Raw genomic sequence first — 24,942 nt, forward strand, 5'->3', positions numbered from 1 at the left:
GGTTGATAGGCCAGATATGGAAGCCGGGCAACCGGTGGAGTTGACTGGTACTAATAGGCCGAGGGCTTGTCCTCAGTTGCTCGCGTCCACTGTGTAGGTTCTGAAGTAACGACCTGTGTTTTGCCGGGTTGGTTAACTTCATAGTGTTTCGGTGGTCATTGCGTTAGGGAAACGCCCGGTTACATTTCGAACCCGGAAGCTAAGCCTTTCAGCGCCGATGGTACTGCAGAGGGGACTCTGTGGGAGAGTAGGACGCCGCCGAACAATTTTTGAGCTCCGGTCTCCGGAAACCAGTCAGTGGTTTCCGGAGACCGGAGCATTTTTGCGTTCAGGGTCCGGATTTCACTGGTCACTGGGCGGTGCCTGTTCAGGGCTTCTGCCCGTGGCCAGAGTGCACTTGATGCCGGCCGCACGGCAGCTCGTCGCGGAGCAGTAGGACGCCGCGCCGACTCACCCTGAGCAATGGGCACTTGGCGGGTCCGCCGCCCGCCGTTCGTCGTTCGTCGTCGACTTCGAGGGAAACCCGTACCCGTGTCCCCGGAGGGAATACGCTGGAGTCACAGGGGTGTGGGAGCGGCAGGAGGGAACGCCGGTGAACGACCGCCGGACGCGGGAGCCCGCGGACGTACGCAACACGGTGGCGGGGGACGCGGTGGTCAGCGGGCCGATCATCCAGGCGGGGCGCATCGAACAGCTCGCCGTGGCGGCCGCCGTGCCGTTCTGGGTGCCCCGGCAGGTGCCGCCGCCGCACCAGGGCTTCGTCAACCGCAGCAGCGAGCTGGCGCAGTTGCGCCGCGCCGCGGCCGTCCGGGAGAACGACGCGGGGCGGCCGGTGGAGCCCGCGCCGGTGATCGTGGTGACGGGGCTGGGCGGCGTCGGCAAGACCCAGCTCGTCTCCCAGTGGGTCGCCCGGGACCTCAGTGAGCACTGCCCCGGCCCGCAGCTCTACGTCGATCTCGCGGACCTGCGGCGGGACGGCGGCGTCCATGTCGCCGACGTTCTCGGCGGCTTTCTGCACGCGCTCGGCGTCCCGCACGACCTGATCCCCGCCGGGCTCGGCCCCCGTACCGTGTTGTTCCGCAGCGCCACCGCCGGGGGCCGGGTCCTGGTGGTGATCGACAACGCACAGCACGCAGCCGAGGTCCGCCCGCTCGTGCCCGCCTCCGGGCTGGCCGTGGTCACCAGCCGCACCCGCATGCCGGGCCTCCAGATGGACGGCGCCGCGCACGTCGTCGTCGACCCGTTGGACGAGGCGGCCGGTATTCAGCTGATCCGTGGCTGGCGGATCGCCGCGTCCGAGAGCGCGGCCGCCGAACTGGTGCGCCGGTGCGGCGGGTTGCCGCTCGCCCTGCGCGCCGCGGGGGAGTGGCTGGCGGGCCGCCCCCACCTCCAGGTCGGCGATGCCGTACGCCGCCTCGGCACGACCGGACCGCAGGGCGCCCGGCCCGCCGGCGCCGGGCAGGAACCGCCCACCGGCCCGGGCGGTGACGACGGCGCGTCCGCGGCCGGAGATCTGACGAGGACGGTGGGCAGGGTGTTCGACTCCGTACTGACCGAGCTGTCCGAGGACACCCGGCGGGTCTACCAGCTGCTCGGCTGTCTGCCAGGGACGACGTTCGTCCGCGCCGTTGTCACCGCCACCGGCACCCACGGCGTCGACGACGCGCTGGGGTCCCTCCTCACCTCCCATCTCGTCGTCCCCGCCGACCCGGACGGGGACGCCGCCGGGCCGCGCCGCTTCCGCATGCACGACCTGGCCCGCAGCCACGCCCGTGGGCTGGCCCAAGAGCTGCCCGCCGAGGAGGCGCGCGCGGTCCGCAGGGCGGTGACGGACTTCTACGTCGCCGCGGCCGCTCACGCCGACCGGGTCGCGTCGCCCGGCCGGTTCCGGATCCAGGAGGCCCCCGGCCGGACGCCAGAGGAACTGGCCGACGGCGTACCGCTGTTCACCGGCAAGGCGGAGGCGCTGGACTGGCTGGACGCCGAGCGCGGCAATCTGCTGGCCGTGATGCGGATGGCCGAGCAGGAGCGGTGGCACGACGCCGTGTGGCGCCTGTGCGAATCGCTGTGGCCGCTCTACCACGACCGCAAGCACCACGCCGACTCCATCGAGGCGCACCACCTGGGCATCGAGGCCGCCCAGTGGGAGCAGCGCCCCGGCGTCGAGGTACGGATGCGCAATCAGCTGGCGCGCGCCCAGTACCAGTTGGGGGAGTACGAGGAGGCCGAGCGGGAGCTGGCCCGCGCGCTGCCGCTGGCGGACGCGGTCGACGACAGCCGGGTGCGTGGCGTGATCCTGGAGAGCCAGGGGCTGGTGGCGCTCGCCCGCGGCCGTTGGGAGGACGCCCTCGGCCTGTTCCGCGAGGCGCTGGCGACCAACGCCGACGACCCGCACGGCACCGTCGTCCAGCGCTACAACATCGCCCAGGCGCACCTCGCGGGGGAGCGGTGGAAGCAGGCCCTCGACGTGCTCGTACGGGCCTGGGAGACCGCCGTGGCCACCGATGACGCCCTGATGCTGCCCGGTCTCGCGCTCGTGCGTTCCCGGGCCCACGAAGGGCTCGGGCGTCTCGACCGGGCGGTGGACGACGCGGTGTTCGCCGCCGAAACGGCCCTGAAGGCGGGGCGCACCGCCAAGCTGAACGGCGCGCTGGAACGGCTCGCCGTCCTCGCCGAGCGGACCGGTGACACCCGGCTGCGGACCGCCTGCCGTGACCAGCTGGCGCGGCTGCACCGCCGGGCTGACGTCCGCCCGCCGACAGGCTGACCCGCCGCCACCACCTGCCCCGACCCGCGCCCGCCGTAGCCCCGGAGTATCCGTTGTCCCTGCTGCCCAGACGTCTGCTGCCCGTGCCCTCGCACCGGTCCCGGCACCACGCACGGCGTCTGCTGCCCCGCTGGAACACGCTCTCCCCGGCCCGCGCCCACGTCCTCGGGGTCGCCCGCACCCTGACCTCCGCGACCAGGCTGCTGGACGTCCTCCCGCTGCTGCTGCGCGAGGACGGCATCGAGACGTACTACACCGTCAACCCCGGCTCGGCCTTCGACGCGGGACTGGACGCCTACCTGGAGACCCTCGGTCTCGGTGACCGCCTGCTGACCTGGGAGGAGGCGCTGCGGCGCCCCTTCGACCTGGCCGTGGCCTGCTCGCTGCACCGCTCCATGCGCCGCCTGGACGCCCCGCTGATGGTGATGCCGCACGGCGCCGGGTACAACCGCCTGGTGACCGAGTCGACCGGCGATCACGCCTCGCCGGTCGGCCTGTCCCGGTACGAACTCATGGCGCGCGGCAAGCTCGTTCCGGCCGCCATCGGCGTCTCCCACGAGGAGCAGCTGACCCGCCTCGCCCGGACCTGCCCCGAGGCGCTGCCGCGCGCCGCCGTCATCGGCGACCGCTGCATGGACCGGATCCGCCGCAGCCTCCCGCTGCGCGACCAGTACCGTGCCCGGCTCGGCGTCAGCGGCGGCCGCCGGCTGGTCGCCCTCCACTCCACCTGGAGCGAACACTCCCTCCTGGGCCGCCACCCCGACCTCCCGCTCCGGCTGGTCACCGCGCTCCCGGCGGACGAGTTCGCCGTCGCCGCCGTGCTGCACCCCAACGTCTGGGCCCGGCACAGCCACGCGGGCGTCCTCGCGCACCTCGAACCGGCGATGGCCGCCGGGCTCCTCGTCATCCCGCCGCAGGAGGGCTGGCGCGCGGCTATCGTGGCCAGCGATCTGGTCGTCGGGGACCACGGCAGCACCTCCCTGTACTCCGCGGCCGCGGAACGCGCCGTCCTCCTCGCCGCCACCGGTCTCGACGAGCTGGACCCGGACTCCCCGACGGCGGAGTTCGGCCGCCGCGCCGTCCGCCTCGACCCCACCGGCGACCTCCACGCCCAGCTGCGGGAGGCCGCGGAGAGCTACGACCCCGCGCTGCTGCAGCCCGTCATCGAACGGCAGTTGGGCGCGCCCCACCGCTCCGGCGAGCTGCTGCAACGGCAGATGTACGCCTTCTTCGCGCACCGCGGCATCGAGGGGCCGAGCCATACCCCCGCGCCCGCGCCGGTGCCCGCGCCGGAGCCGGTCCCGTACCGGCCGCCGACCACGTTCGACGTGACGGGGACGGCCCATCCGGACGGCGCGGTGGACCTGCGGCGGCGCCCGGTCGTCGCCCGCCATCACGACGCGGCCCGCGGCTTCTACGCCGTCGCGATGGAGGAGACCAATCTCCGCTGGCGGCAGAGCGCGGAGGTGCTGGCCCGCGCCACCGTCGATGCCGAACTCGACCCGCTCGACTGGGCCCGGCAGCAGACCGAACAGCTTCCGGGCCTCGGCGTGCTCGCCGCCGCGCTGGCCGAGGACCGGTGCCTGGTGCGGCTGCGGAACGGGTTCCTGCTGGAGGCGGTGGCCGAACGCCCCTGGGGCACCCCGCGCCCCCGCCTCGACCCGCTGCTGCTGGGCGCCGCCGTGAACCTCTGGCTGACCAGCGGCGTGGACCCGACGAGCCTGAAGAACGGCCTGCTGATCCGCACCGGCCACCGCCACGTCCGGGTGAACTTCGACCCCGGCCCGTAGAACACGCCACCGGATGCCCGCCTGCCATCCGGGCTGACGTTCCGTTACGAAGAGTTCCCGTGCGGCTGTCGGGTGCCCGCGTGTCCGGTTTATATGACGCTACGTCACATTGCTTTGCTCTTGCGGTGGTTCGGATTCGGTGAAACGGCGTGGCCGGGGGCTTCGCCCTCCGCCGAATGCCCCCGGTTCCTCGCGTGTGCGGACGGTCGCCGTCCGCCCTCCAGGCGCGGTGAGTGCCCTCTAGGCCCGGTCACCGTAAGGAATGTTTTCACCGCCCTTATACGAACGACGGTTCGTGTCGATTCGGGCTGGCGTGCGGGTGACGCCCTCGTAGGGAGGTGGCGAGGGGTGGCGAAAGGGGCAAGGTGGTCCGGACCCCACCCCGACAACAACTACCGTGCGTGCTTTGCGAACTGCCGATGGCCGATCCGGAGGGCACGATGCCTACCGCACTTCCCCAGGGGCACCCGATGTCTCAGGAAACGGGGTCCCACGGACCCGAGCCTTCCCCGGGGGCCGCCGCCGTACCCACCGGGGCGCGACGGAGGGACCGCGAGGGTGGCCGACACGGACGGGCCGCCTTCCCGGGCTCGGCCGCCGATGCGGTGATACGGGCCAGGCTGGTCCGCATCGCCGTGGTTCCCTGCGCCGTCGCCACCGCGGTCTGCGCGGCGGCCGTCGTCTGCCTCGTCCAGACCGGCGGCGCCACGTTCTCCGCGCCTGCCTGGCCGGTGCTGGCCGCCGGTCTGGTGCTGGTCTGCGGGGTCGCCGTCACCGCGGGCGCCGCGGCCAACTCCGAGGCGCGTGCCACTGCGGCCCGCTGCGCCTCGCTGCGCCGCCTCAGCGCCCGCAACCAGGCGGACCTCCAGGCGCTCGTGGACCGGGTGCGCCGGGGCGACCACCCCGAACACCACGGGCCCGAGCCGGAGTCCGCGCCGGACGGGGACGCCCTCGACCTGCTCGCCCACGAGATGGCGGTGGCCGGGCACGCCGCCTCGGCGGCCGTCGTCGAGGCGATCGACCTCACCCGGAGCGCCGCCGCCGGGGAGCAGAAGGTCGAGGTCTTCGTCAACCTCGCCCGGCGCCTGCAGTCCCTGGTGCACCGCGAGATCGAGCTGCTGGACGACCTGGAGGACCAGGTCGAGGACCCGGACCTGCTCAAGGGCCTGTTCCACGTCGACCACCTCGCCACCCGCACCCGGCGGCACGCGGAGAACCTCGCCGTCCTCGGCGGCGCGATCTCCCGCCGCCAGTGGAGCCGCCCGGTCGCCATGACGGAGGTGCTGCGGTCGGCCATCGCGGAGGTCGAGCAGTATCCGCGGATCAAGCTCGTCCCGCAGATCGAGGGCACGCTGCGCGGCCACGCCGTCGCCGACGTCATCCACCTCCTCGCCGAACTCGTCGAGAACGCCTCCGTCTACTCCGACCCGCAGACCCACGTCCTGCTGCGCGCCCAGCTCGTCACCTCCGGGCTCGCCGTCGAGGTCGAGGACCGGGGCCTGGGCATGACGCCGGACGAGCGGAAGCGGATGAACGGGCTGCTCGCCGACCCCGAACACGTCGACATGGACGAGCTGCTGGCCGACGGCCGGATCGGCCTGTTCGTCGTCTCCTCGCTCGCCCGGCGGCACGGCATCGTGGTCCGCCTGGAGAGCAACATCTACGGCGGCGTGCAGGCCGTCCTCGTCCTGCCCCGGGACCTGCTCGGACCGGAGTGCCAGGACGCCGGGGCGCTCGGCGACGGTACGCCCGACGTCCACGGCGACTCCCCGCTCGGCGTGCCCGACGGCGAACGCCCCGCCCTGGCGGCCGGACCCGGCCCGGGCCGCGGGTACGCGGCGAGAGGCCCGGGGCAGCCGTACCTCGCTGGGCCGGACGCTCTGCCCGGACCGGCCACGGGGTTCCCGGCCGCCATCCCGGCGGCGCGTGGACCGCTCCCCGCGCCGGGGGCGGCGCCCCGTACAGGACGGCCGCGCCCGGCCGGACCGAGAGGTTCCGCCGTGCCGCCGCCGGGTGACGTCCCGGCCGCCGGGAACGGCGAGCCGCGGACGGCCGGGCCCGCTGGACCGGCCGCACCGGAGAACGACGCCGCCGGGGCGCCGTCCGAGGAGCGGGCCGGCGGGCCCCGGCCCCGGCTGCCGCGCCGTCGGCGCCAGGAACATCTGGTGCCCGAATTGCGCGGTGAACCGATCCTGCGGCACACCGCCGGAGGCGGCGCGCCCGAACCGGAGCACGACCCGGGCCTGATGGCCGCGTTCCGGCGTGGCATCAGCCTCTCCGACGACGCCTTCGAGGCCGGGCACTCGGCCGGGGGCGACGCCTTCCGCCCCGCCCTGCACCCGGCCCTCGACGGGCCGGACACCACCGACCCCCGCCCCATCACCGACCCCGAGGCCCCGACGGCCCGCCCCCGAGGAGACGAGCCCCATCATGGTGAGTGATCTGCGCACACCGACCCACGCACCGACGCACACCCCGGCGCATGCCCCGCTGCACGCCGGTCCGCAGCCGGACCTCTCGTGGCTGCTGACCGGTCTCGTCCAGCGCGTCCCGCACGCCCGCAGCGCGCTCCTGCTGTCCTCCGACGGTCTGGTCAAGGCCGCCCACGGCTTCGACCCCGACAGCGCCGACCACCTGGCGGCCCTCTCCTGCGGCCTCTACTCGCTGGCCCGCAGCGCCGGGGTCCGCTTCGGCGAGGGCGACGACGTCCTCCAGGTCGTCGTCGAGCTGGAGTCCGCCTTCCTCTTCGTCTCCACCGCCGGATCGGGCACCTGCCTGGCCGTCCTGGCCGGTCGCGAGGCCGATGTGGCGGTGCTCGGTTACGAGATGGGGATGCTGGTCAAAAGCGTCCGCCCGTACCTGATCACCCCCGCGCGGCGGCAGGCTCCGGCGGGTGGACGCTGACGATGGCGCTGCGCCACCGCAGCCGCGACGGCGGCCGGGAGCCCGCGTGGTACGACGACGCGGCGGGCCGTCTGGTCCGCCCGTACACCGTCAGCAACGGACGGACCCGGCCCACCGCCCCGTTCGATCTGCTGACGCTGGTCCGGGCAACCGGGCGGCGGGCCGACGCGCAGGGGCCGGAGCACGCCCGGGCGCTCGTGCTGTGCCGGGTGCCGGTCTCCGTCGCCGAGATCGCCGGCCAGCTGCGGCTGCCCGTCGTGGTCACCAAGGTGCTCCTCGCCGACCTCGTCGACTGCGGTGCGCTCACCGCCCACGCCCCCGCGACCGCGGGACCCGCACCCCGGACCGACCGAGCCCTTCTGGAGGCGGTGCTGCATGGACTGCGCACCCGACTGTGAATCCCCGACCCCGACCGACGACGGGGCCGTCTTCCCGACCGCCGTGAAAGTCCTGGTCGCGGGCGGCTTCGGGGTCGGCAAGACCACCTTCGTCGGAGCGGTCAGCGAGATCGAACCGCTCAGCACCGAGGAGCTGCTCACCCAGATCAGTGTGGGTTACGACGACCTGCTCGGCGTCGAGGACAAGGACACCACCACCGTCGCCATGGACTTCGGCCGGATCACCCTCGACCGGTCGCACATCCTCTACCTCTTCGGCACGCCTGGCCAGGAACGCTTCTGGTTCATGTGGGACGAGCTGTCGCACGGCGCGCTCGGCGCGGTGGTCCTCGCCGACACCCGGCGCCTGGACCACTGCTTCGCCGCCGTCGACTTCTTCGAACGCCGCTCCATCCCGTTCGTCGTCGCCGTCAACGAGTTCGAGGGCTCCCACCACTACGCCCCCGAGGAGGTGCGCACCGCCGTCGACCTGGGGCCGGACGTGCCCGTCGTGGTCTGCGACGCCCGGCGCTGCGCCTCGGCCACCCATGTCCTGGTCGCCCTCGTCCAGCACCTGCTCACCCCCGTGCCCGCCGCGACCTGGGAGCTGCCGTGAGCCGGTCCGCCGGGTACGCCCCGAACCGGCATCTGCTGCGGACCCCGGTCGACACCGAGGCGCCGCGGCGCGCGGCCCGGCTGCGGGAGCTGGGCATCGGCGACGCCCCGGTGCCCGCCTTCGACACGTACGCCCACGAGGTGGCCCGCACGCTGCGGGCGCCGTACGGCGTGGTGAACCTCCTCGACGAGGACCGGCAGTACCTCGCCGGGCTGTTCACCCCCCGCGGCCGGGTGCCGGGCGCGCCGCGCGCCTGCGGCGGAGACCTCCGGGTGATCGCCCGCGACCACGGCTACTGCCCGCACGTCGTCGTCCGTCGCAAGGCCCTGGTCCTGGAGGACGTCCGCGACTATCCGCGGTTCGCCGGGAATCCGGTCGTCGATGCGTCCGGCATCCGCGCCTACCTCGGCGCACCGCTGATCGACCGTACGGGCCTGGCGCTGGGCACGGTCTGTGTGGTGGACCTCGAACCGCGGCGGTGGGGCCGGGAGGGCCTGGAGATGATCAAGAAGGCGGCCTCCGATCTGGTCGCCCGCATCCACCGCAGGGAGGACGAGCTGAGCGACACCTTCTGACCTGGGGCGTCCCGCACCCGGCGCACCCCGGTGGCCGGGGACACGCACCGGGCCGGGGCCCTTGGCGGGGTGCGGCCGGGGAGGGGAGAGTGGCGACCGGCGGGGCCCCGGTCCGGTGGCCGGAATCCGGCGCGGTCGGCACGGGCGCCCCGCCGACGCGGCCGCCGGACCGGGCGGCCCCGCCCCGCAGTCAGGAGACGATGCCCCATGCAGGCCCCCCAGCCGGAGTTCCACGAGGCCCCCGACGGCGCCCGGATCGCCGCGTACACCTGGCTGCCGGAGACCGGGCGGCCCCGGGCCCTGGTCCAGATCGTGCACGGCGCGGCGGAACACGCCCGGCGCTACGACCGGTTCGCCCGTTTCCTGGCCGCCCGCGGCTACGGCGTCCTCGCCTCGGACCACCGCGGGCACGGCGCCACCGCCGCGTCCACCGGCGGCCGCGGGGTGGTGGGCGAGGACGCCTGGCGGGCGATCGTCGCCGACCTCAAGCGCCTCGGCGACCACACGGCCGCCGAGCACCCCGGCGTCCCGCTGGTGCTGCTGGGCCACAGCCTGGGCTCGATGCTCGCCCGCGACTACGCTCAGGAGTACGGCGCCGACCTCGCCGGGCTGATCCTCTCCGGTACGTTCCGGACCCTGCCCGGCATGGAAATCGACTCCACCATCGCGGAGTTGGAGGCCGAGATCGCCGAGAAGGGCCGCACCGCGCCGTCCGCCTTCCTCCCACGCGCCTTCAGCTCCTTCAACGACGCCTTCACCCACCGCACCGGCTACGAATGGCTCTCCCGCGACACCGCCGAGGTCGACCGGTACGCCGCAGACGAGGACTGTGGCTTCCCGTTCTGCGCCGGGCTCGTCCTGGACTGGGTACGCGCGGTCCGCAAGGTCAACGACCCGGCGCACCTCGCCCGGGTGCCCCGCGGCCTGCCGGTGCACCTCGCGGTCGGCGCCGAGGACCCCTGCAACCAGAGCCTGACGCAGGTCAGCGAGATGCTGGAGGACTACCGCTACCACGGCGTCCAGGACCTGACCTGGCACGCGTACCCGGGCGCCCGCCACGAGATCCTCAACGAGACGAACCGCGACGAGGTCCAGCGGGACCTGCTGGCCTGGCTCGACGCCCGTGTCTGAGCGACCGGGGCGCCACGGACCGGCGGGCGGTCGTCGGCCTGGTCGCGGCGGTCCGCCCGGGGCATGCGCCACCGTCCGGAATATGGCAACGCGCACCCTCTGACATGCGGTATTGTTCTCGTGCGCGGTCAGCCGGGGAACCGGCCGGGCGAGCATCGGGACGTGGCGCAGCTTGGTAGCGCACTTGACTGGGGGTCAAGGGGTCGCAGGTTCAAATCCTGTCGTCCCGACAGTTGTCGGAAAGCCCGTCGATCAGGGGAAACCTGGATCGACGGGCTTTTTCGCATGTTCAGTGTCCGGAATGCGGGGGACGGGGCGGCTGGTCGCGACAGGGGCCGCCGCACGCGGGATCACACCCGTCGTGCGGCGTCCCTCCCGGCACGTGACGCCGGTGTGCCGCTCAGTGCGCGGCTGAGTCCTGCCCTTGCGGAGCATGCCCGTTCGCCGCGTGGGCGAGGGCCGCAGTGCGGGGGCGCAGCATCGCCGCGAGGTCGGTGCGGCGCTTGACGTGGAGTTTGCGGTAGACGCGGGTCAGGTGCTGTTCAACGGTGCTGACGGTGATGTAGAGCCGGGCCGCGATCTGGCGGTTGCTGTGGCCGCCGGCCGCGAGTTCGGCCACCCGGCGCTCCGCGTCGCTCAGGTTCGCCTGTATAAGGGACTCGCCGTCCGGCCGGGCGCCGTGCGGGGGGCGCACGGTGGGGACGAACGGCTGCTGCCGCGGCGCGGTGGCCGTGGTGCGGGGCGAGGGCGCCGTCTGCCCGGGGCGGGGTCTGCTCCGCTGCGCGGACGTCGTCGCGGAGCGGCCGCGCGGTGCCGCCTCCGACTCCTTTGGCTCGACTTCCTGACGCTCCATCACCGTCTGCCACTCTCCCAACGTGCTCAGCTCTTTCCGTTGCTCGATTCCGTCCAGTTCCCTCTGCACAGCCGCCCGGTCGTGCAGTGCCCCGCACTCCGCGAACGCCGTCGCGGCCTCCTCCAGCAGGGCGGTCCGCCGCTCCGCCGGGCCGCAGGCGGCGAGCGCATGCAGCGCCTCGCCGCGCGCCCGGGCCTGGAGCGCGGTGCACCGCCCCAGCTGCGCCTGCGCCAGGGCGCGGGCGCGGGTCCGGTCGCCGAGGGCCAGGCACGCCCACGCGGCCTCGCTGCGCCACGGCACCAGCGCCGGGACGTCCATCGCCCACTCCGCCATCAGCGCGCCGATGGCGGTGAACTCGTCCAGCGCCGCCTGCGGCTGCCCCGTCGCGAGATGGTGGCGGCCGCGGGCCCGCAGATAGTGCAGCCCGATCGGCGTTTCGAAGAGCGTGTCCGGCACCGGCACCCGCAGCGCCCGCCGAGCGATCTCCAGCTGCCCCGACGCGATCCCCGCCATGATCAGGGTGCCCAGCGGCATCCCGATGCCCACGCCCCAGCTGTCCTGCGAGATCGTCGACAGGGCGGTGTGCGCCAGCTGGATGGTGTCAGCCAACTTGCCTCGTTTCAGGGCGAGTTCGGCGCGTACGGCGGTGAAGAGTGCCTGCCAGTTCTGTGCCGGGATGCGCTGCGCCTCGGCGGTCAGCCGACGGCAGGCCGCGTCGGCGGCGTCCAGCCGGTCCGAGTAGAGCAGCGTGATCAGCGCGGAGAGCAGGACCGCGAAGCTGCGCTCGTTGAGCCGGTAGCGCCGCAGCAGCCGCTCGGCCTCGTCGGCGAGGGCCGTGTCGGGGCCGGTCCCGCTCAACCGGCTCAGCAGCACCGCCCCTTGGACCTCCGGGCTCAGCGGATCGGCGAAGGGCGTCGTGGGGGCCGGGCCCTCCGTTACGTCGACCGTCTCCCACCGGCCCGTCGCGGACGGGTAGCCCAGCCGCAGCCACTGCAACGACGCCTGGACATGGGCCGCCGCGCCCGGCGCGTACACCTCCGGCGCGGCGTTGATCCGCTGGAGTCCCGCGACGGCCGACTCCACATCGTCCAGCCAGAGGGGGACGGCGGCCCGCAGGCCCTCGTCCGTCCCGTCCAGGCCGTCGGGGGCGGGCGCCAGCGCCGGGAGGCCGCGGACGGCGGCGCACGGATCGGTCCGCCACTCGATGTCGAACAGCGTGGCCGTGATGGAGGCCCGCAGCTTCTCGTCGGACGGCTCCAGCTCCCGGGCGCGCACCAGGCAGTCGTGCGCCAGGTCCGGTTCGCCGCCGCGCAGCGCCGTCCGGGCGGCCTCGTCGAGGATCTCCGCCGCCCAGTCGCCGTCCGGTACGGGCGAGGCGGCCAGCAGCTGACGGGCGATGGTGACGGGCGCCGCGCCGCCGCGGTACAGCACCTCCGCGACCCGGCCGCGCAGCGCGGCCCGCAGCGACGGAGCGGTGTTGTCCAGCACCGCGGCCCGTGCCTTCGCGTGCCGGAAGCGGCTGCCCGACAAGACCCCCGCGTTGTTGAGGGTGTTGACGGTCCGCATCAGCGTGGTGGTGTCGACACCGGCGAGCTGGGTGAGGACGCGGGTACTGGCCGGGTCGTCGAGGAGGGCGATGTGCCGGGCCAGCGCCTGCGCCTCGTCGCCGCAGCGGTGCAGACACGACAGGACGGCCGCGGTGTACCCGGAATCGACGGCCGGTGCCCCGTCCGCCGGGTCCGACCACCGGTTGTCGGCGATCAGCCCGTGGACCTGGAGCGGGTTGCCCGCCGTGATGTCGTAGCAGGCGTCGGAGAGCCGTTCGGCCGCCGCCGCGCCCAGGTGTTCGGTCAGCAGATCCCGTACGGCCGGACGGGACAGCGGCCGCAGCCGCAGCCGCCGGGAGTGCGGCTCCAGGGGCAGTTCGGCCTGGAGCACGGCCTGCGCCGACGGGAGGTCGGGGGCCTCGCCCAGGACGATCAGCACGGGCTTCGCGCCGAGCCGCCGGGCCACCGCCGCCAGGCACTGGAGGGACACCGCGTCGGCGTGCTGGAAGTCGTCGATGCCGAGCACGACCGGGCCGGGCAGTCGCTCGACGGCGTCCAGCAGCGGCAGGCAGAGGGTGTTGACGACCTGCGCCGACAGCGGGACGGTGCCGTCGCCCGGGGCCTCGCCCGCCGCGGCGTGGCGCTGCGCACCGTCCAGCAGGCCGGCCGCGTCGCCGTTGCCGGGCAGCAGGAAGGCCGCGCCGCGGAAGAGCTGCGCCCAGACGCCGAACGGCACCAGATGCTCGGTCCGCGACGCCGTCGCGCCGAGGTAGGTACCGCCGTCGTGGGTGACCTGGCGGGCGAAGGTGCGCAGCAGCTCCGACTTACCGCAGCCGGTCGGCCCGGAGAGGAAGGCGAACCGCGCCGGGCCCAGCCGGTCGTCCGTCAGCAGCTGCCGGAGCGCCGCGAGGTCATCCGCGCGCTCCTGCAGGACGGGGAAGACGGCCTGGGCGTTCATCGCTGCTCACTCAGTCGTTGCGAAAAACCGGGATATTCCTTCACGTTTCTTCCTGGACGTCCTGGCGGCGCGCGCCCTGCCGATGGCGCCGACGCTCCGGGGGAGGGAGGGCGGGGAGGTGTTCCGCACCGGTGCGTGCCCGCGGGGGCCCGCCGGGCCGGTACGGACGTGCCCTAAGCCGGGCGCGGAGGCCGTGTTCACAGCGGGATTCCCAGCTCACGGGCGCGGGCGATGGCCTCCACGCGGTTGCGGGCGTTCAGCTTCTGCAGCACGTTCTGCAGATAGCTCTTGACGGTGTTGCGGGAGATGTACATGGCGGTGGCGATCTCCGGATTGCTCTGGCCGAGCGCGACCCGGCGCAGCACCTCGTGTTCGCGGGGGGTGAGGAAACCCTCCCCGGCGGACGCGGCGGGCTGCCGGGCCGGAGCCTCGGCGGGGCGGGGGGCGGCCGTGGCGGGCGTCACCCGTTCGACGACTATGCCGTACCGGGCGACCGGCGCCGCCCAGTCCGGATGGCAGGTCAGCAACGCGATCCGGGAGAGGCCGAGCGCGATCAGCATCTCGGCGACGACCCGGCTGCCGTTCTCCCGCTCCGCGCGGTACTGCGGGGCGGCCACCGACGACTGCCGCCGGGCACAGGTGTCGAGGGCGCCGACGGCACCGAAGTCCCGGCCGGTCTGCCGCAGATAGAGCAGGACACCGCCGGCGTCGTGCACGGCACGGATGGTCTGCTGGAGGCGGGCCGCGCAGTCGCAGTGCAGCGCGCCCAGCACCTGCCCGCTGAGGCATTCGCTGTGCACGCCGACCAGCGGCACCCGGCCGCCCGCCGGTACCGCGCCGAAGCCGAGCGCCACATGCTCGCCGCCGTGCGACAGACCGCTGAAGGTGAACGACGTGCCGACCGCGGTGCCGCCGCCCTGCAGGCCGACCTGGAGGTCACCGGTGGCCCGCACCCGCGGCCGCGGCGGCGGCGTGGGCAGCGGCCGCTCCCGCTCACCGCGCGGCCGTCCGTCGGGCCGCTGTCGCCGCGTGGCCGCCGGGTTCTCCGGGCTGACGAGGGTCATCGCCGCACGCCCCCGATCGCAGCGCCGCGGACGGGGCGGCCGGCGTTCACCGTGTCGAGCACGGCGTCGGCCAGCGACCTCGGGACCCGGCCGCCGTGCGCCAGCGTCGGGGTGACCAGCACCTCGGGGCCGAGCGCCCGGATCGCGTCCGCCTCCTGGGCGTCGGCGGTGTCCAGGACGAAGACGTCGCACACGTCGCGGATCAGTTCCGCCGCGCCGGTGGCGGTGGCGGTCATGCCCCGGGACTCCATGAGGCGTTGCCTGCTGTCCGCCCGTCGCGCTTCGCCCGGATCCTCGAACGGCACCCGGCTGACGGTGGGGGTGACCGCCACCACCGGACAGCGCACGTCCCGCAGCGCCTCCCGCATCCCCGGCACCGCCAGCACCGGGCCGAGGCTCGCCACCGGGTTGCTCGGGCCCAGGACGACCAGGTCGGCGGCGGCCAGCGCGTCCAGCACACCGGGCGCCGGGCGGGACGCGGAGATGCCCGCGTACGTCACCTCGTGCACTCGCGGCGCGGCGGCGTCCCGGACCAGGAACTCCTGGTAGCTGCGGCGCTCGCCGTCGGTGCACAACAGCTGGGTGCCGACGGGCTGTTCGGTGGCGGGCAGCACCCGGCAGCGCAGGCCCATGCCCGCCGCCAGCCGCCGCGTCACCTCGGCCAGGCCCACGCCGTCGCGCAGCCACGAGGTCCGCAGCAGATGGGTGGCGAGATCGGTGTCGCCGAGGTTGAACCACACGTCGTTGCCGAGCTCGCGCAGGGTCTCCATGCACCGCCAGGTCTCGCCCCTGGTGCCCCAGCCGCGTTCCACGTCCTGGCGGCCGCTGAGCGCGTACAGCGTGGTGTCGAGGTCCGGACAGACCCGCACGCCGTGTGCCCAGAGATCGTCCCCGGTGTTGACCACCAGGGTCAGGGGGGAGGGCAGCCCCGGTGTCGCCTCGTCCAGTGCCTCGTTCAGGGTGAGCCACAGGCGCGATGCACCGATGCCGCCGCCGATACCCACAACGTTGACCATGTCACTCCGCCTCAGCGCGCTCATTCGGCCGCCGGCAGCCGGCGGCACTCAGGGACGACAGCAGGTCGGCGCGGGAGTCCGCCGACCGGATCTCACATGATCTTCCCGGTAGCCCGCCCACTGCCGGAGGGCGGCCCACCCGGACGTGCCCTAACCGGGCACCGGCTCGCCGGGCCCCGTCCGGACCGGTGCGGCCGCCCAGCCCCCGCCGCGTGGGGGCGCCGCGCTCCCGCTTACGGCGTCTGGCCTGCGCGGACGCCAGCACCGGGGCGACGGTCTCCTGCATTCCGTACAGCTGGAGCAGGGAGACCTGGAACCGCTTCTCGAACGAGGTGGTCCGCTCCTCGGACACCTTCTGCGTGGCGATCACCGCCCGCAGACCGTGCGCGGTGTCCCAAACGCTCTCCTCCCGCGCCAGCAGCATGCACAGCGGCGCGGGCAGCAGCCCGGCGAGCGTCGCCCGCAGCGTGGCGGCCTGACCGGCCCAGCGCGCGGCGGTGAAGCTCGGCGTGAGCGCGATCGAACCGCCGCTGACCAGCGCCGACATCGACGCGTACTGCTGGGAGTTGCCGCGGAACAGCGGCAGCACGATCAGCTGACGGTCGTCGGGCCGCATCCGCAGCCGGCCGGCGATGTTCCGCCCGGCGCCCAGATACGCGGCGTGGCTGAGCCGCACCTCCTCGGCGGGACCCGGGCCCGACGCGGCGTGCAGCACCCCGAGGAGGTCGTGCGGACCGGGGCCCGCGCCGTCCCGCTCCGGGTCCCACGGCGCGTCCGACTGCGCGTCGCGCGCGGTGTGGAACGCGTCGTGCCCGTCCCCGCCGATGACCAGCAGATGGCGGCTGTCCGGCGCCTGGACGCAGGCGCGTGCGGTGGTGTCCCGCAAAGAAGCCTGGGCGACGGTGACATGGCAGCGGGAGCGGGCGAGCAGATACCCCAGCTCGTCCGGGGTGTGCAGCGGATCGCTCGGGACGAGTACGGCACCCATCCGCGCCGCGCCGAACCACAGGTCGTAGAACTCCGGGCAGTTGGCCGTGTGCGCGTTGAGCCGGTCGCCGATCCGCAGCCCGAGCGAGCGCAGCAGCCGCGCCGTCCGGGTCGCCCGTGCGTCCATCTCGGCCCAGCTGACCGACAGTTGACCGCCCTCCGGGGTCTCGGCGACGAGGAAGGTCTCGGCGCCGTGGCGGGCGGCTCCCTGGGCCAGTGCGGCTGCGACGGTATCCGCGGTTCTCGTACTCACGGCAGTGACTCTTGTGCGGCCACCTCACTTGGACCGCAACGGTTCATCAAATATTGCTTAACTGCTCGCTCAAGGTGATCGCGTGGTGACGCGAAGGGGTGAACAATGAGATGATCGACACCCCGCGCAGTGCGGTTCGATCGATGCGGGGAGGCGCTTTGCCGAGCACTGGCACGCATGCTCACGTCCTGGTGGTGGACGACGACGAGGATGTCCGGACGCTGGCCAGATGGCAACTGGAATCCGAGGGCTTCGAGGTGCTGACGGCCGCCGACGGCCAGGCGGCGCTCGACGCCGTCGCGGAGGGACGGCCCGACGTCGTCCTCCTCGACCTCACCCTCCCGCTCGTCGCGGGCCTGGACGTCCTCACCCACATCCGGCGCTGCTCCGCCGACCTCCCGGTGATCGTCGTCTCCGGCAGGTCCGGCGAGACGGACCGCATCATCGGCCTCGACCTCGGCGCCGACGACTACGTCGTCAAACCCTTCTCCCCGGCCGAACTCGCCGCGCGGGTCCGCTCGGTGCTGCGCCGCAGCCGCCGGGCCGAGACCGCGCCCGTCCAGAAACCGGTCGCCGAACCGTCGCGCGCCCGCAGGGGCCTGGTCATCGACCGGGTGACGCGGACGGTCACGGTGCGTGGCGACGCGGTGGAGCTGACCGCCCGCGAGTTCGACCTGCTGGCCTTCCTCGCCGCTTCGCCCCGCCACGTCTACACCCGCGACCAACTCCTCGAACACGTCTGGCAGTCCTCCAGCGACTGGCAGGAGCCGGCCACGGTGACCCAGCATGTCCACCGGCTGCGACGCAAGCTGGAACGCGACCCGGACCGCCCGCACTGGCTGCGCACGGTCCGTGGTGTCGGCTACCGCTTCGAGCCCTGAAAACCGAGAAGGTGTCACGTTGCGCGAATTCGACCGGCGCGCCTCCCTCGGGGCGGGCCCGGGCGCCGAGGCCATGCCGCAGCTGCTCGTCCACCACGCCCAGGTGCTGGAGATGATGGCGGAGGGCGCACCGCTGCGGCCCGTCCTGGACGCCGTCACCGGCGCCCTGGAGGACCTGCTGCCCGGCACGAAGTGTTCGGTGCTGCTCCTCGACGAGCGTTCCGGGCGGCTGCACCACGGCGCGGCCCCCAGCATGCCGCAGGAGTACATCGAGCTGATCGACGGCATGGACACCGGCCCCAGCGCGGGCTCGTGCGGCACCGCCGCGTACACCGCGGTGCCCGTCGTGGTACCCGACATCCACCGCAGTGCCCTGTGGGACGACTTCCGTCCGGCCGCCGCCGTCGCCGGGGTCCGGGCCTGCTGGTCGACGCCCATACCCGGCAAGGACGGCCAGGTGCTCGGCACGTTCGCGGTCTACCACGACACCCCGCACACCCCCACCGAGTACGAACGCCATCTCGTCGAACGCTTCACCCACCTCGCCGCCGTCGCCATCGACCACGACCGGCTCTTCGGCAGCCTGGCGCAGAGTGAGGAACGCTTCCGCCGCGCCTTCGACGACAACGCCGCCGGGATGGCGCTGCTCGGCCTCGACGGGCGGGTGCTGCGGGTCAACCGCGCCCTGTGCGCCCTGCTGCGCAGGGAGGCGTCCGACCTGGTCGGACGCTACTTCCAGGATCTGGTGGAGGCCGAGGACCGTGCCTCCCTGCTGCACGGCGTCGCCGCCGAGACCGACGACCGGCACCGCTTCGAACTCCGCTTCCGCCGCCTCGACGACGAGCCGATCGTCACCTCGACGACGTACTCCGGTGTCCGCGACGCCTACGGCAACATCGCCTCCTGGTGCGTCAACCTCGTCGACGAGACCGACCGCAAGGCCGCCGAGGAGGAGCGGCGGGCGCGCGCCGAGGCGGAGATCGCGCAGCGCCACGCGGAGGAGAACAGCCGCACCAAGTCGCAGTTCATGACCGCGCTGGGGCACGAGATCCGCACCCCGCTGCACGCCGTGGTCGGCTTCGGGGAGATGCTGCGCTCCGGCAATCTCACTCCGGAGCGCAGCGCGGAGGCGCTGGAGCGGATGAGCTCCGCCGCCAGGCACCTCGTGGATCTCGTCGACGACCTCAGCGACGTCGCCGCCATCGAGGCCCGCGCGCTGCGGCTGCGGGCCGAGCCGGTGCCGGTCGGACCGCTCCTCGCCGATGTGCACGGGCTGCTGGCCACCGCGGCGGACGAGGCGTCGGTGACGTTCGACGCCGAGCTGCCGGAGGGCGCACCGGCCGTCATAGGCGACGAACGGCGACTGCGGCAGGTCCTGTTGAACCTCGCCACCAACGCCATCAAGTACAACCACCCCGGCGGCCGCGTCGTCCTGGGCACCGCCCGGGCCGACGGCGACCGGCTCTCCCTGGTCGTCACCGACGACGGCCCCGGCATCCCCCGCCATCTCCAGCACCGGCTGTTCGTCCCGTTCGACCGGCTGGGCGCGGAACGCGGGAAGAACCCGGGCTCGGGCCTCGGTCTGCACGTCACCAAGGGACTGGTCGACGGCATGGGCGGCGAACTCGCCATCGAGAGCGGGGGACCGGTCCCCGGCACCGTGGCCCGCGTCACCCTGCCGACCCCCGGCGACACCGCGTCCCGGCCACCCGGGGGCCGTTCCGCACCCCGGGACGTATGACGGGACGGAACGGGTCAATTCCCTGCGTACGGCGCTCAGCGCCCGTTCCCCGTAAGGGAATTGCGCGTACACTTCGCGGCGGCAGCAGCGCGGCGCACCCGGTGCGCCCGCTGCACAGGCCGTCGGGGCAGCCCCCGGCGCGCCGGGGCCGGGCGGGCCCGCTGCCGCAGTCTCATCAGGGAACAACACCGGCCCACGGCCGCACCCTTGGGGTGTGCCGTGCCGGGGTTTCGTCAGCACGGCGGAGCCCGGACGGTACGCCGCACCCGGCGCCGCTCCGGAGCCCTCCGCCGCCACCGGCCGACGCGCCGCCCGGCCTCCCCGGCCCCGGGCGCGGACGGCCCGAACACATCACACCGAATCAGGGAGCCGACCCGCCCCGGTGCACGACCGGTACGGTCGCCGACCCGATCCAGACGAAGGGGGAGCGGCGTTGGCCCGCCACCTGCTGATCGTGGACCCGGACGGGGTCGACGGACACCGCACCATCGCAGAAGCCATCCAGGCGGCCCGCAGCGGCGCCGTCATCAGTGTGCGGGCCGGGCGCTACGAGGAGAATCTCGTGGTGACCAAGATGGTCACGCTCGTCGCCCACGAGGCCGGGGCGGCCGTCGACATCGCGCCCCGCACCGGCAGCGCCGTCCAGGTGCTGGCCGAGGCCGTCAAACTCTCCGGACTGCGGCTGCGCAGCGACGACACGGAACTGCCGGTCGTCGATGTGCCGCGCGGTCAGGCCGCCCTGGACGACTGCGAGATCACCGGCGCGTCCTGGACGGCGCTGCTCTCCCGCGAGGAGGGCTCCCTGGCGATGCGCAACTGCCATGTCGTCAACCAGGCGGGCGCCGGGATCGTCGACATCTCCCGCGCCCCCAGCATCATCGAGAACTGCCTCCTCGAACGCCTCGGCAGCTCCGGCGTGGTGATCGGCGAGGACGCCGACCCGGTCGTGCGGGGCTGCACCGTGCGCGACGCCCGCGGCAACGGCGTCCTCGCCAACGGCCGGGCCCGCGGCACCGTCGAGGACTGCACCCTGATCACCACCGGCAAACCGGCCGTCGCGCTGGAGGAGGACAGTGCCACCCGCATCGCCCGGTGCCACCTGCGCGACACCGTCATCGGCCTGCATCTGTCCACCACCTCCCAGGCCACGGTCGAGGAGTGCACGGTCAGCGGCACCTCCAGCCACGGCGTGACGCTCGGCGGCGACACCGACCCCGTTCTGCGCGGCGTACGCGTCGAGCGCAGCGACGGCCACGGCATCGTCGTCACCGGGCACGCCCGCGGCACCTTCACCGACTGCGCCGTCGAGGACGCCGCGGGCTCCGGCGTGGTGGCCGAGGAGTCCGCCGCGCCGGTCCTCACCGGTCTCACGCTCCGCGGCTGCGCGGCGGAGAGCCTGTTGCTCGCCGGGGACGGCGCGGCCCGCGTGGACCGCGCCGAGATCACCGCCGCGAAGGGCACCGGCATCCTCATCGACGGACAGGCCGCGCCGGTGCTGCGCCGGGTGACCGTCACCGACCCGGAGGGCCATGCCCTGGAGGTGCGGTCCACCGGCCGTGCCCAGATCGAGGACGGCGAGCTGACCGGCGCGGGCCGGTGCGGCGTCTCCCTCGCCGAGGGCGCCCGGCCCACCCTCCAGGCCACCGCCGTACGCGGCGCCAAACGCGCCGGTGTCCTCGTCGGGCCGCGGGCCTCCGCCACCCTTCTCGACTGCGAGATCGCCGCCGCCGGGGAGGACGGCGTCGCCCTGGAGGAGGAGGCCGAACTGACCGCCGTCCGCACCTGGGTGCACGACGCCAAGGCCAACGGCGTACGGGTCGGCCCGAAGGCGCGCGGCGCGCTCAACGGCTGCCGCCTCACCGACAACGCCGGGGACGGCGCCCGCGTCGAGACCGACAAGCGGGTCCGGGTGACCGGCTGCACCGCCACCGGCAACGGCGGCGCGGGCGTCCGCCAGACCTCACCCGACGGCGAGATCAGCGTCGAGGACCTGACCAGCGGCGACAACGCCGACCCGGACATCTGGGGCGCGGCCGTGGCGGCCGCGGGCCCGGGCGGCGGCGCCGACACCCGGGGGCCGCTGGCCAAGCTCGACGCACTGGTCGGCCTCCAGGGCGTCAAGGAGCAGGTCACCATGCTCGTCAACCTCAACCGGCTGGCCCGCCGCCGCCGCGAGGCCGGGCTGCCGGTGCCGAACAACTCCCGCCATGTGGTCTTCGCGGGCCCGCCCGGCACCGGCAAGACCACCGTCGCCCGGCTCTACGGCTCGATCCTCGCCGCGCTCGGCGTGCTGCGCTCCGGCCATCTGGTGGAGGTCTCCCGCGCCGACCTGGTCGCCAAGATCGTCGGCGGTACGGCGCTGAAGACCACCGAGGTCTTCGAGAAGGCGATGGGCGGCGTCCTCTTCATCGACGAGGCGTACACCCTCACCGCCCAGGAGGGCAGCGGCGCCAACTTCGGCCAGGAGGCCGTCGACACCCTCGTCAAGCTGATGGAGGACCACCGCGACGACGTGGTGGTCATCGCCGCCGGATACACCTCCCAGATGAGCAACTTCCTCGACTCCAACCCGGGCCTGGGCTCGCGCTTCAGCCGCACCATCGAGTTCGAGAACTACACCGTCCCCGAGCTGGTCACCATCGTGCGCAACCAGTGCGAGGCGCACCGCTACACCCTCGCGGAGGAGACGGAGAAGGCGCTCGCGGTGCACTTCGAGCGGATGCACAAGGACGAGTCGTTCGGCAATGCGCGCGCCGCCCGCAAGGTGTTCGAGGAGATGGTGGACCGGCAGGCGTTCCGGCTCGCGGAGATGGCCGAGGTGTCCCAGGACGATCTGACGACCTTCGTCCCGTCCGACGTCGGCAAGCAGGCGGCCGCCGCGGTCGGCGCGGGCACCGTCCAGCACGACAACGAGGCACTGGACGACGTGCTGGGACGGCTGCGCGCCATGACCGGCCTGGAAGCGGTCAAGAACGAGGTCGAGGACCTGGTCAACCTCCTCGGCACGGCGCGCCGGAGGCAGGCGGCCGGACTGCCCGCCACGTCCGTCGGCCACCACCTGATCTTCGCCGGACCGCCCGGCACGGGAAAGACCACCGTCGCCCGGCTCTACGGTGAACTCCTCGGCTCCCTCGGCGTGTTGCCACGCGGCCAGCTCGTGGAGGTGGCCCGCGCCGACCTCGTCGGCCGGTACGTGGGCCACACCGCACAACTGACCCGCGACGTCTTCTCCCGGGCCCGCGGCGGCGTCCTCTTCATCGACGAGGCGTACACCCTCACCCCGTCCGGCGGCGCCTCCAACGACTTCGGGCAGGAGGCGGTGGACACCCTCGTCAAGCTGATGGAGGACCACCGCGGTGACGTCGCGGTGGTCGCCGCCGGATACTCCGGCGAGATGGAGCGCTTCCTCGCCTCCAACCCGGGCCTGGCGTCCCGCTTCTCCCGTACCGTCCACTTCGAGGACTACACCACCGACGAACTCCTCTCCATCGTCCTCGGCACCTGCGAACGGGACGGCTACGCATGCGTCCCCGAAACGGTGGAGGGCCTGCGCCGCCACTTCGAGCTGGTCGAACGCGGCGAGGACTTCGGCAACGCCCGCTACGCCCGCAAGGTGATGGAGGCGATGGTCACCCGGCAGGCGGGCCGGCTGAGCCGGATGCCGGAGGCGGGGGTGGAGGAGCTGCGGCGACTGCTGCCGGAGGATTTGGCGAGTGCCCATCTCTGAACCGCCGGGTTCGCTGTCACCTCCGGTGCCCGCCCGCCGTCCACCGCGGGCGGGCACCGGACACCCCGACCGGAAATCGCCGCTCCATACCCCCCACTTGTAGGTGGTGGCGGGCGGCCCGGAACTGGGTGAATGGGGGTCCGTGGCGGACGGGGACCGCGTCCCGCCCACGGTCACGACCGCGCGCCTCGCGCAGGGATGCGCGGCGACGGGTGACGACTACGTAGGGAACACCGCTGGTGGACAACTGCCGCGAGAGCACTGCCCGGTTCACCGCCCGCGGGGGCATCCGCCCCCGGCTCACGGGCGGGCGACGGGCCCTGACGCTCCTCGCCGCCTTCGGCCTGCTGGCCGCAGCCGCCGCCCCGGCTGCGGCCGACGGGCCCGGAGACGTCTCGCTGCCGCCCATCCCCCGGGGACTGGAGGGCAGCTCCTGCACCAAGCCCTCCGCCAAGAAGATCTCGGGGCGTCCATGGGCGCAGAACGTGCTCCGCCCCGAACTGGCCTGGGACCTGACCGAGGGCGACGGCGCGACCGTCGCCGTCATCGACACCGGCGTCGACGCGCACGGCACGCCCGCGCTGGCCGGCCGGGTCGAGGCCGGTCCCGATGTCGCCGGAGGCGGTTCGGCCGGCAAGGACTGCGTCGGCCACGGCACGTTCGTCGCGGGGCTGATCGCCGCCGCGAAACCGGACGACGCGGGCTTCGCCGGGATCGCACCCAGTACGCACATCCTGTCCGTCCGCGCGACCGCCGACAACGGCACCACCACCCCCGACCACCTCGCCGCCGGGATCGACGCCGCCGTCGCGGGCGGCGCGCAGGTGATCGAGGTGCCGGTGGCGCTGGCGTCCGGCAGCGCCGAGCTGACGGCGTCGGTGCAGGCGGCCCGCGCCAAGGACGTCCTGATCGTCGCCCCGGCCTACGGGAACCAGCAGCTCGACAGCGGCAAGGCGGCGCCCGCCGCCTACCCGGCACAGCTGCCCGGCGTGGTGGCCGTGGCCGCCCTCGCCCCGCCCGACGGCCTGCCCGACCAGCAACAGCCGCCGCGTACCGCGCCGGACCTCGCGGCCCCTGGCGACAACGTCGTGAGCGTCGGGCCGCGCGGCGGGGGCCACTTCACCGGCAGCGGAGCCGACTACGCCTCGGCCGTCGTGGCGGGTGCCGCTGCGCTGGTCCGGTCCTACCGGCCGGATCTGACGGCGCCACAGGTCCTGTCGCGGCTGCAGCGGACGGCGTACCACTACCAGGGCGCGGTCTCCCTGGTCGGCTCGGGCACCGTGGACCCCGGCTCGGCGGTCACCGCCAGCCTCGGCGCGGGCCGCGACGACGGCGCCGATCCCGCCATGGCGCTGCGGCTGCCCGCACCGCCCTCGCGCGACGCCGAGCACCGCGCCTGGACGATCGCCGGGGTGTCGGCGGGGCTGATCGCGCTGCTGGGCCTCGCCGCCGCCGCCGTTCCGCGCGGGCAGCGGCGCGGCTGGCGCCCTGGCAGGCTGTCGGCCCCCGCTCCGGACGCCACCACCGGCGACACGGGCCCGGCCTCCGCAGGTGACACGGGCCTGGCCTCCGCAGGTGCCTGACCGCCATGGCCCGGACACCGGGTACGGTCCCCGGCCCTGCCCGCCCCCGCGGCATCTCCCGTGGGGGCGCTTTTCTGCAGCATGTCTATTCCCCGCCCTCTCTTCACGCCATTTCTTGCCCCTTCGTGCCGAGAATTCGCCACCCCAAACCCTCCATCTGGGGGTGGTGCAC

16 protein-coding genes, 1 tRNA gene and 1 rRNA gene are annotated in these 24,942 nt (G+C 73.9%); 14 read left to right on the top strand and 4 right to left on the bottom strand.

Features of this window, described 5'->3' with window-relative positions; genetic code table 11:
* Window positions 1-147: 147 nt before the first annotated feature.
* The 10 genes from rrf to ACFWWQ_RS02590 all read left to right on the top strand — a co-directional run bounded on the left by rrf (window position 148) and on the right by ACFWWQ_RS02590 (window position 10,390).
* Window positions 148-264 (top strand): 5S ribosomal RNA (gene rrf, locus ACFWWQ_RS02545).
* A gap of 328 nt (window positions 265-592) precedes the next feature.
* A complete protein-coding gene (locus ACFWWQ_RS02550) occupies window positions 593-2,767 on the top strand; it encodes a tetratricopeptide repeat protein (protein WP_384588877.1) in 2,175 nt (724 codons plus the stop codon).
* An 83-nt stretch (window positions 2,768-2,850) separates the two neighbouring features.
* The gene (locus ACFWWQ_RS02555; protein ID WP_384589492.1) at window positions 2,851-4,557 is read left to right on the top strand and encodes a hypothetical protein; all 1,707 of its coding nucleotides are present in this window, start codon (window positions 2,851-2,853) and stop codon (window positions 4,555-4,557) included.
* Window positions 4,558-5,192: 635 nt separating this feature from the next.
* Window positions 5,193-6,998 (top strand): ATP-binding protein, encoded by a 1,806-nt coding sequence (locus tag ACFWWQ_RS02560; RefSeq protein ID WP_384588880.1) that lies wholly within the window; start codon window positions 5,193-5,195, stop codon window positions 6,996-6,998.
* Window positions 6,988-7,461, top strand: a complete 474-nt coding sequence (locus ACFWWQ_RS02565) for a roadblock/LC7 domain-containing protein (RefSeq protein WP_384588883.1) — start codon at window positions 6,988-6,990, stop codon at window positions 7,459-7,461. The genes ACFWWQ_RS02560 and ACFWWQ_RS02565 overlap by 11 nt, the downstream gene beginning before the upstream one ends.
* 2 nt (window positions 7,462-7,463) lie before the next feature.
* Window positions 7,464-7,859, top strand: a complete 396-nt coding sequence (locus ACFWWQ_RS02570) for a DUF742 domain-containing protein (RefSeq protein WP_384588886.1) — start codon at window positions 7,464-7,466, stop codon at window positions 7,857-7,859.
* On the top strand, window positions 7,837-8,454 hold the full coding sequence (locus ACFWWQ_RS02575) for an ATP/GTP-binding protein (RefSeq protein WP_384588889.1): 618 nt from the start codon (window positions 7,837-7,839) through the stop codon (window positions 8,452-8,454). The genes ACFWWQ_RS02570 and ACFWWQ_RS02575 overlap by 23 nt, the downstream gene beginning before the upstream one ends.
* Window positions 8,451-9,029, top strand: coding sequence for a GAF domain-containing protein (locus ACFWWQ_RS02580; protein WP_384588892.1), 579 nt, complete (start codon window positions 8,451-8,453; stop codon window positions 9,027-9,029). Before ACFWWQ_RS02575 ends, ACFWWQ_RS02580 begins: the two co-directional genes overlap by 4 nt.
* Before the next feature lie 207 nt (window positions 9,030-9,236).
* Complete coding sequence (locus tag ACFWWQ_RS02585) at window positions 9,237-10,160, top strand: alpha/beta fold hydrolase (RefSeq protein ID WP_384588895.1); 924 nt, start codon at window positions 9,237-9,239, stop codon at window positions 10,158-10,160.
* A gap of 156 nt (window positions 10,161-10,316) precedes the next feature.
* A tRNA-Pro gene (locus ACFWWQ_RS02590) sits at window positions 10,317-10,390 on the top strand.
* A gap of 170 nt (window positions 10,391-10,560) precedes the next feature.
* Here ACFWWQ_RS02590 and ACFWWQ_RS02595 read toward each other — a convergent pair.
* From ACFWWQ_RS02595 to ACFWWQ_RS02610, 4 genes are all read right to left on the bottom strand, one after another.
* Window positions 10,561-13,518 carry an AAA family ATPase gene (locus ACFWWQ_RS02595; RefSeq protein WP_384588898.1) on the bottom strand — a complete coding sequence of 986 codons (2,958 nt, stop codon included), beginning with the start codon at window positions 13,516-13,518 and terminating at the stop codon, window positions 10,561-10,563.
* 197 nt (window positions 13,519-13,715) lie between these two features.
* A complete protein-coding gene (locus ACFWWQ_RS02600; protein ID WP_384588900.1) occupies window positions 13,716-14,582 on the bottom strand; it encodes a LuxR C-terminal-related transcriptional regulator in 867 nt (288 codons plus the stop codon).
* Window positions 14,579-15,598, bottom strand: a complete 1,020-nt coding sequence (locus tag ACFWWQ_RS02605; RefSeq protein WP_384588903.1) for a 2-phospho-L-lactate transferase CofD family protein — start codon at window positions 15,596-15,598, stop codon at window positions 14,579-14,581. Before ACFWWQ_RS02605 ends, ACFWWQ_RS02600 begins: the two co-directional genes overlap by 4 nt.
* Before the next feature lies 1 nt (window position 15,599).
* Entirely contained in the window at window positions 15,600-16,838 is a 1,239-nt protein-coding gene (locus tag ACFWWQ_RS02610) for an AMP-binding protein (RefSeq protein WP_384588906.1), read from the bottom strand.
* Between the two features lie 158 nt (window positions 16,839-16,996).
* On the opposite strand from ACFWWQ_RS02610, the gene ACFWWQ_RS02615 reads away from it, so the two are divergent.
* The 4 genes from ACFWWQ_RS02615 to ACFWWQ_RS02630 all read left to right on the top strand — a co-directional run bounded on the left by ACFWWQ_RS02615 (window position 16,997) and on the right by ACFWWQ_RS02630 (window position 24,770).
* Entirely contained in the window at window positions 16,997-17,719 is a 723-nt protein-coding gene (locus ACFWWQ_RS02615) for a response regulator transcription factor (protein ID WP_384588909.1), read from the top strand.
* Window positions 17,720-17,738: 19 nt separating this feature from the next.
* The gene (locus tag ACFWWQ_RS02620; RefSeq protein ID WP_384588912.1) at window positions 17,739-19,460 is read left to right on the top strand and encodes an ATP-binding protein; all 1,722 of its coding nucleotides are present in this window, start codon (window positions 17,739-17,741) and stop codon (window positions 19,458-19,460) included.
* Window positions 19,461-19,893: 433 nt separating this feature from the next.
* Complete coding sequence (locus tag ACFWWQ_RS02625; protein ID WP_384588915.1) at window positions 19,894-23,187, top strand: right-handed parallel beta-helix repeat-containing protein; 3,294 nt, start codon at window positions 19,894-19,896, stop codon at window positions 23,185-23,187.
* 239 nt (window positions 23,188-23,426) lie between these two features.
* Complete coding sequence (locus ACFWWQ_RS02630; RefSeq protein WP_384588918.1) at window positions 23,427-24,770, top strand: S8 family serine peptidase; 1,344 nt, start codon at window positions 23,427-23,429, stop codon at window positions 24,768-24,770.
* Window positions 24,771-24,942: the final 172 nt, after the last annotated feature.

It is taken from the genome of Streptomyces sp. NPDC059080 (assembly GCF_042739975.1).
Lineage (GTDB): Bacteria > Actinomycetota > Actinomycetes > Streptomycetales > Streptomycetaceae > Streptomyces > Streptomyces benahoarensis.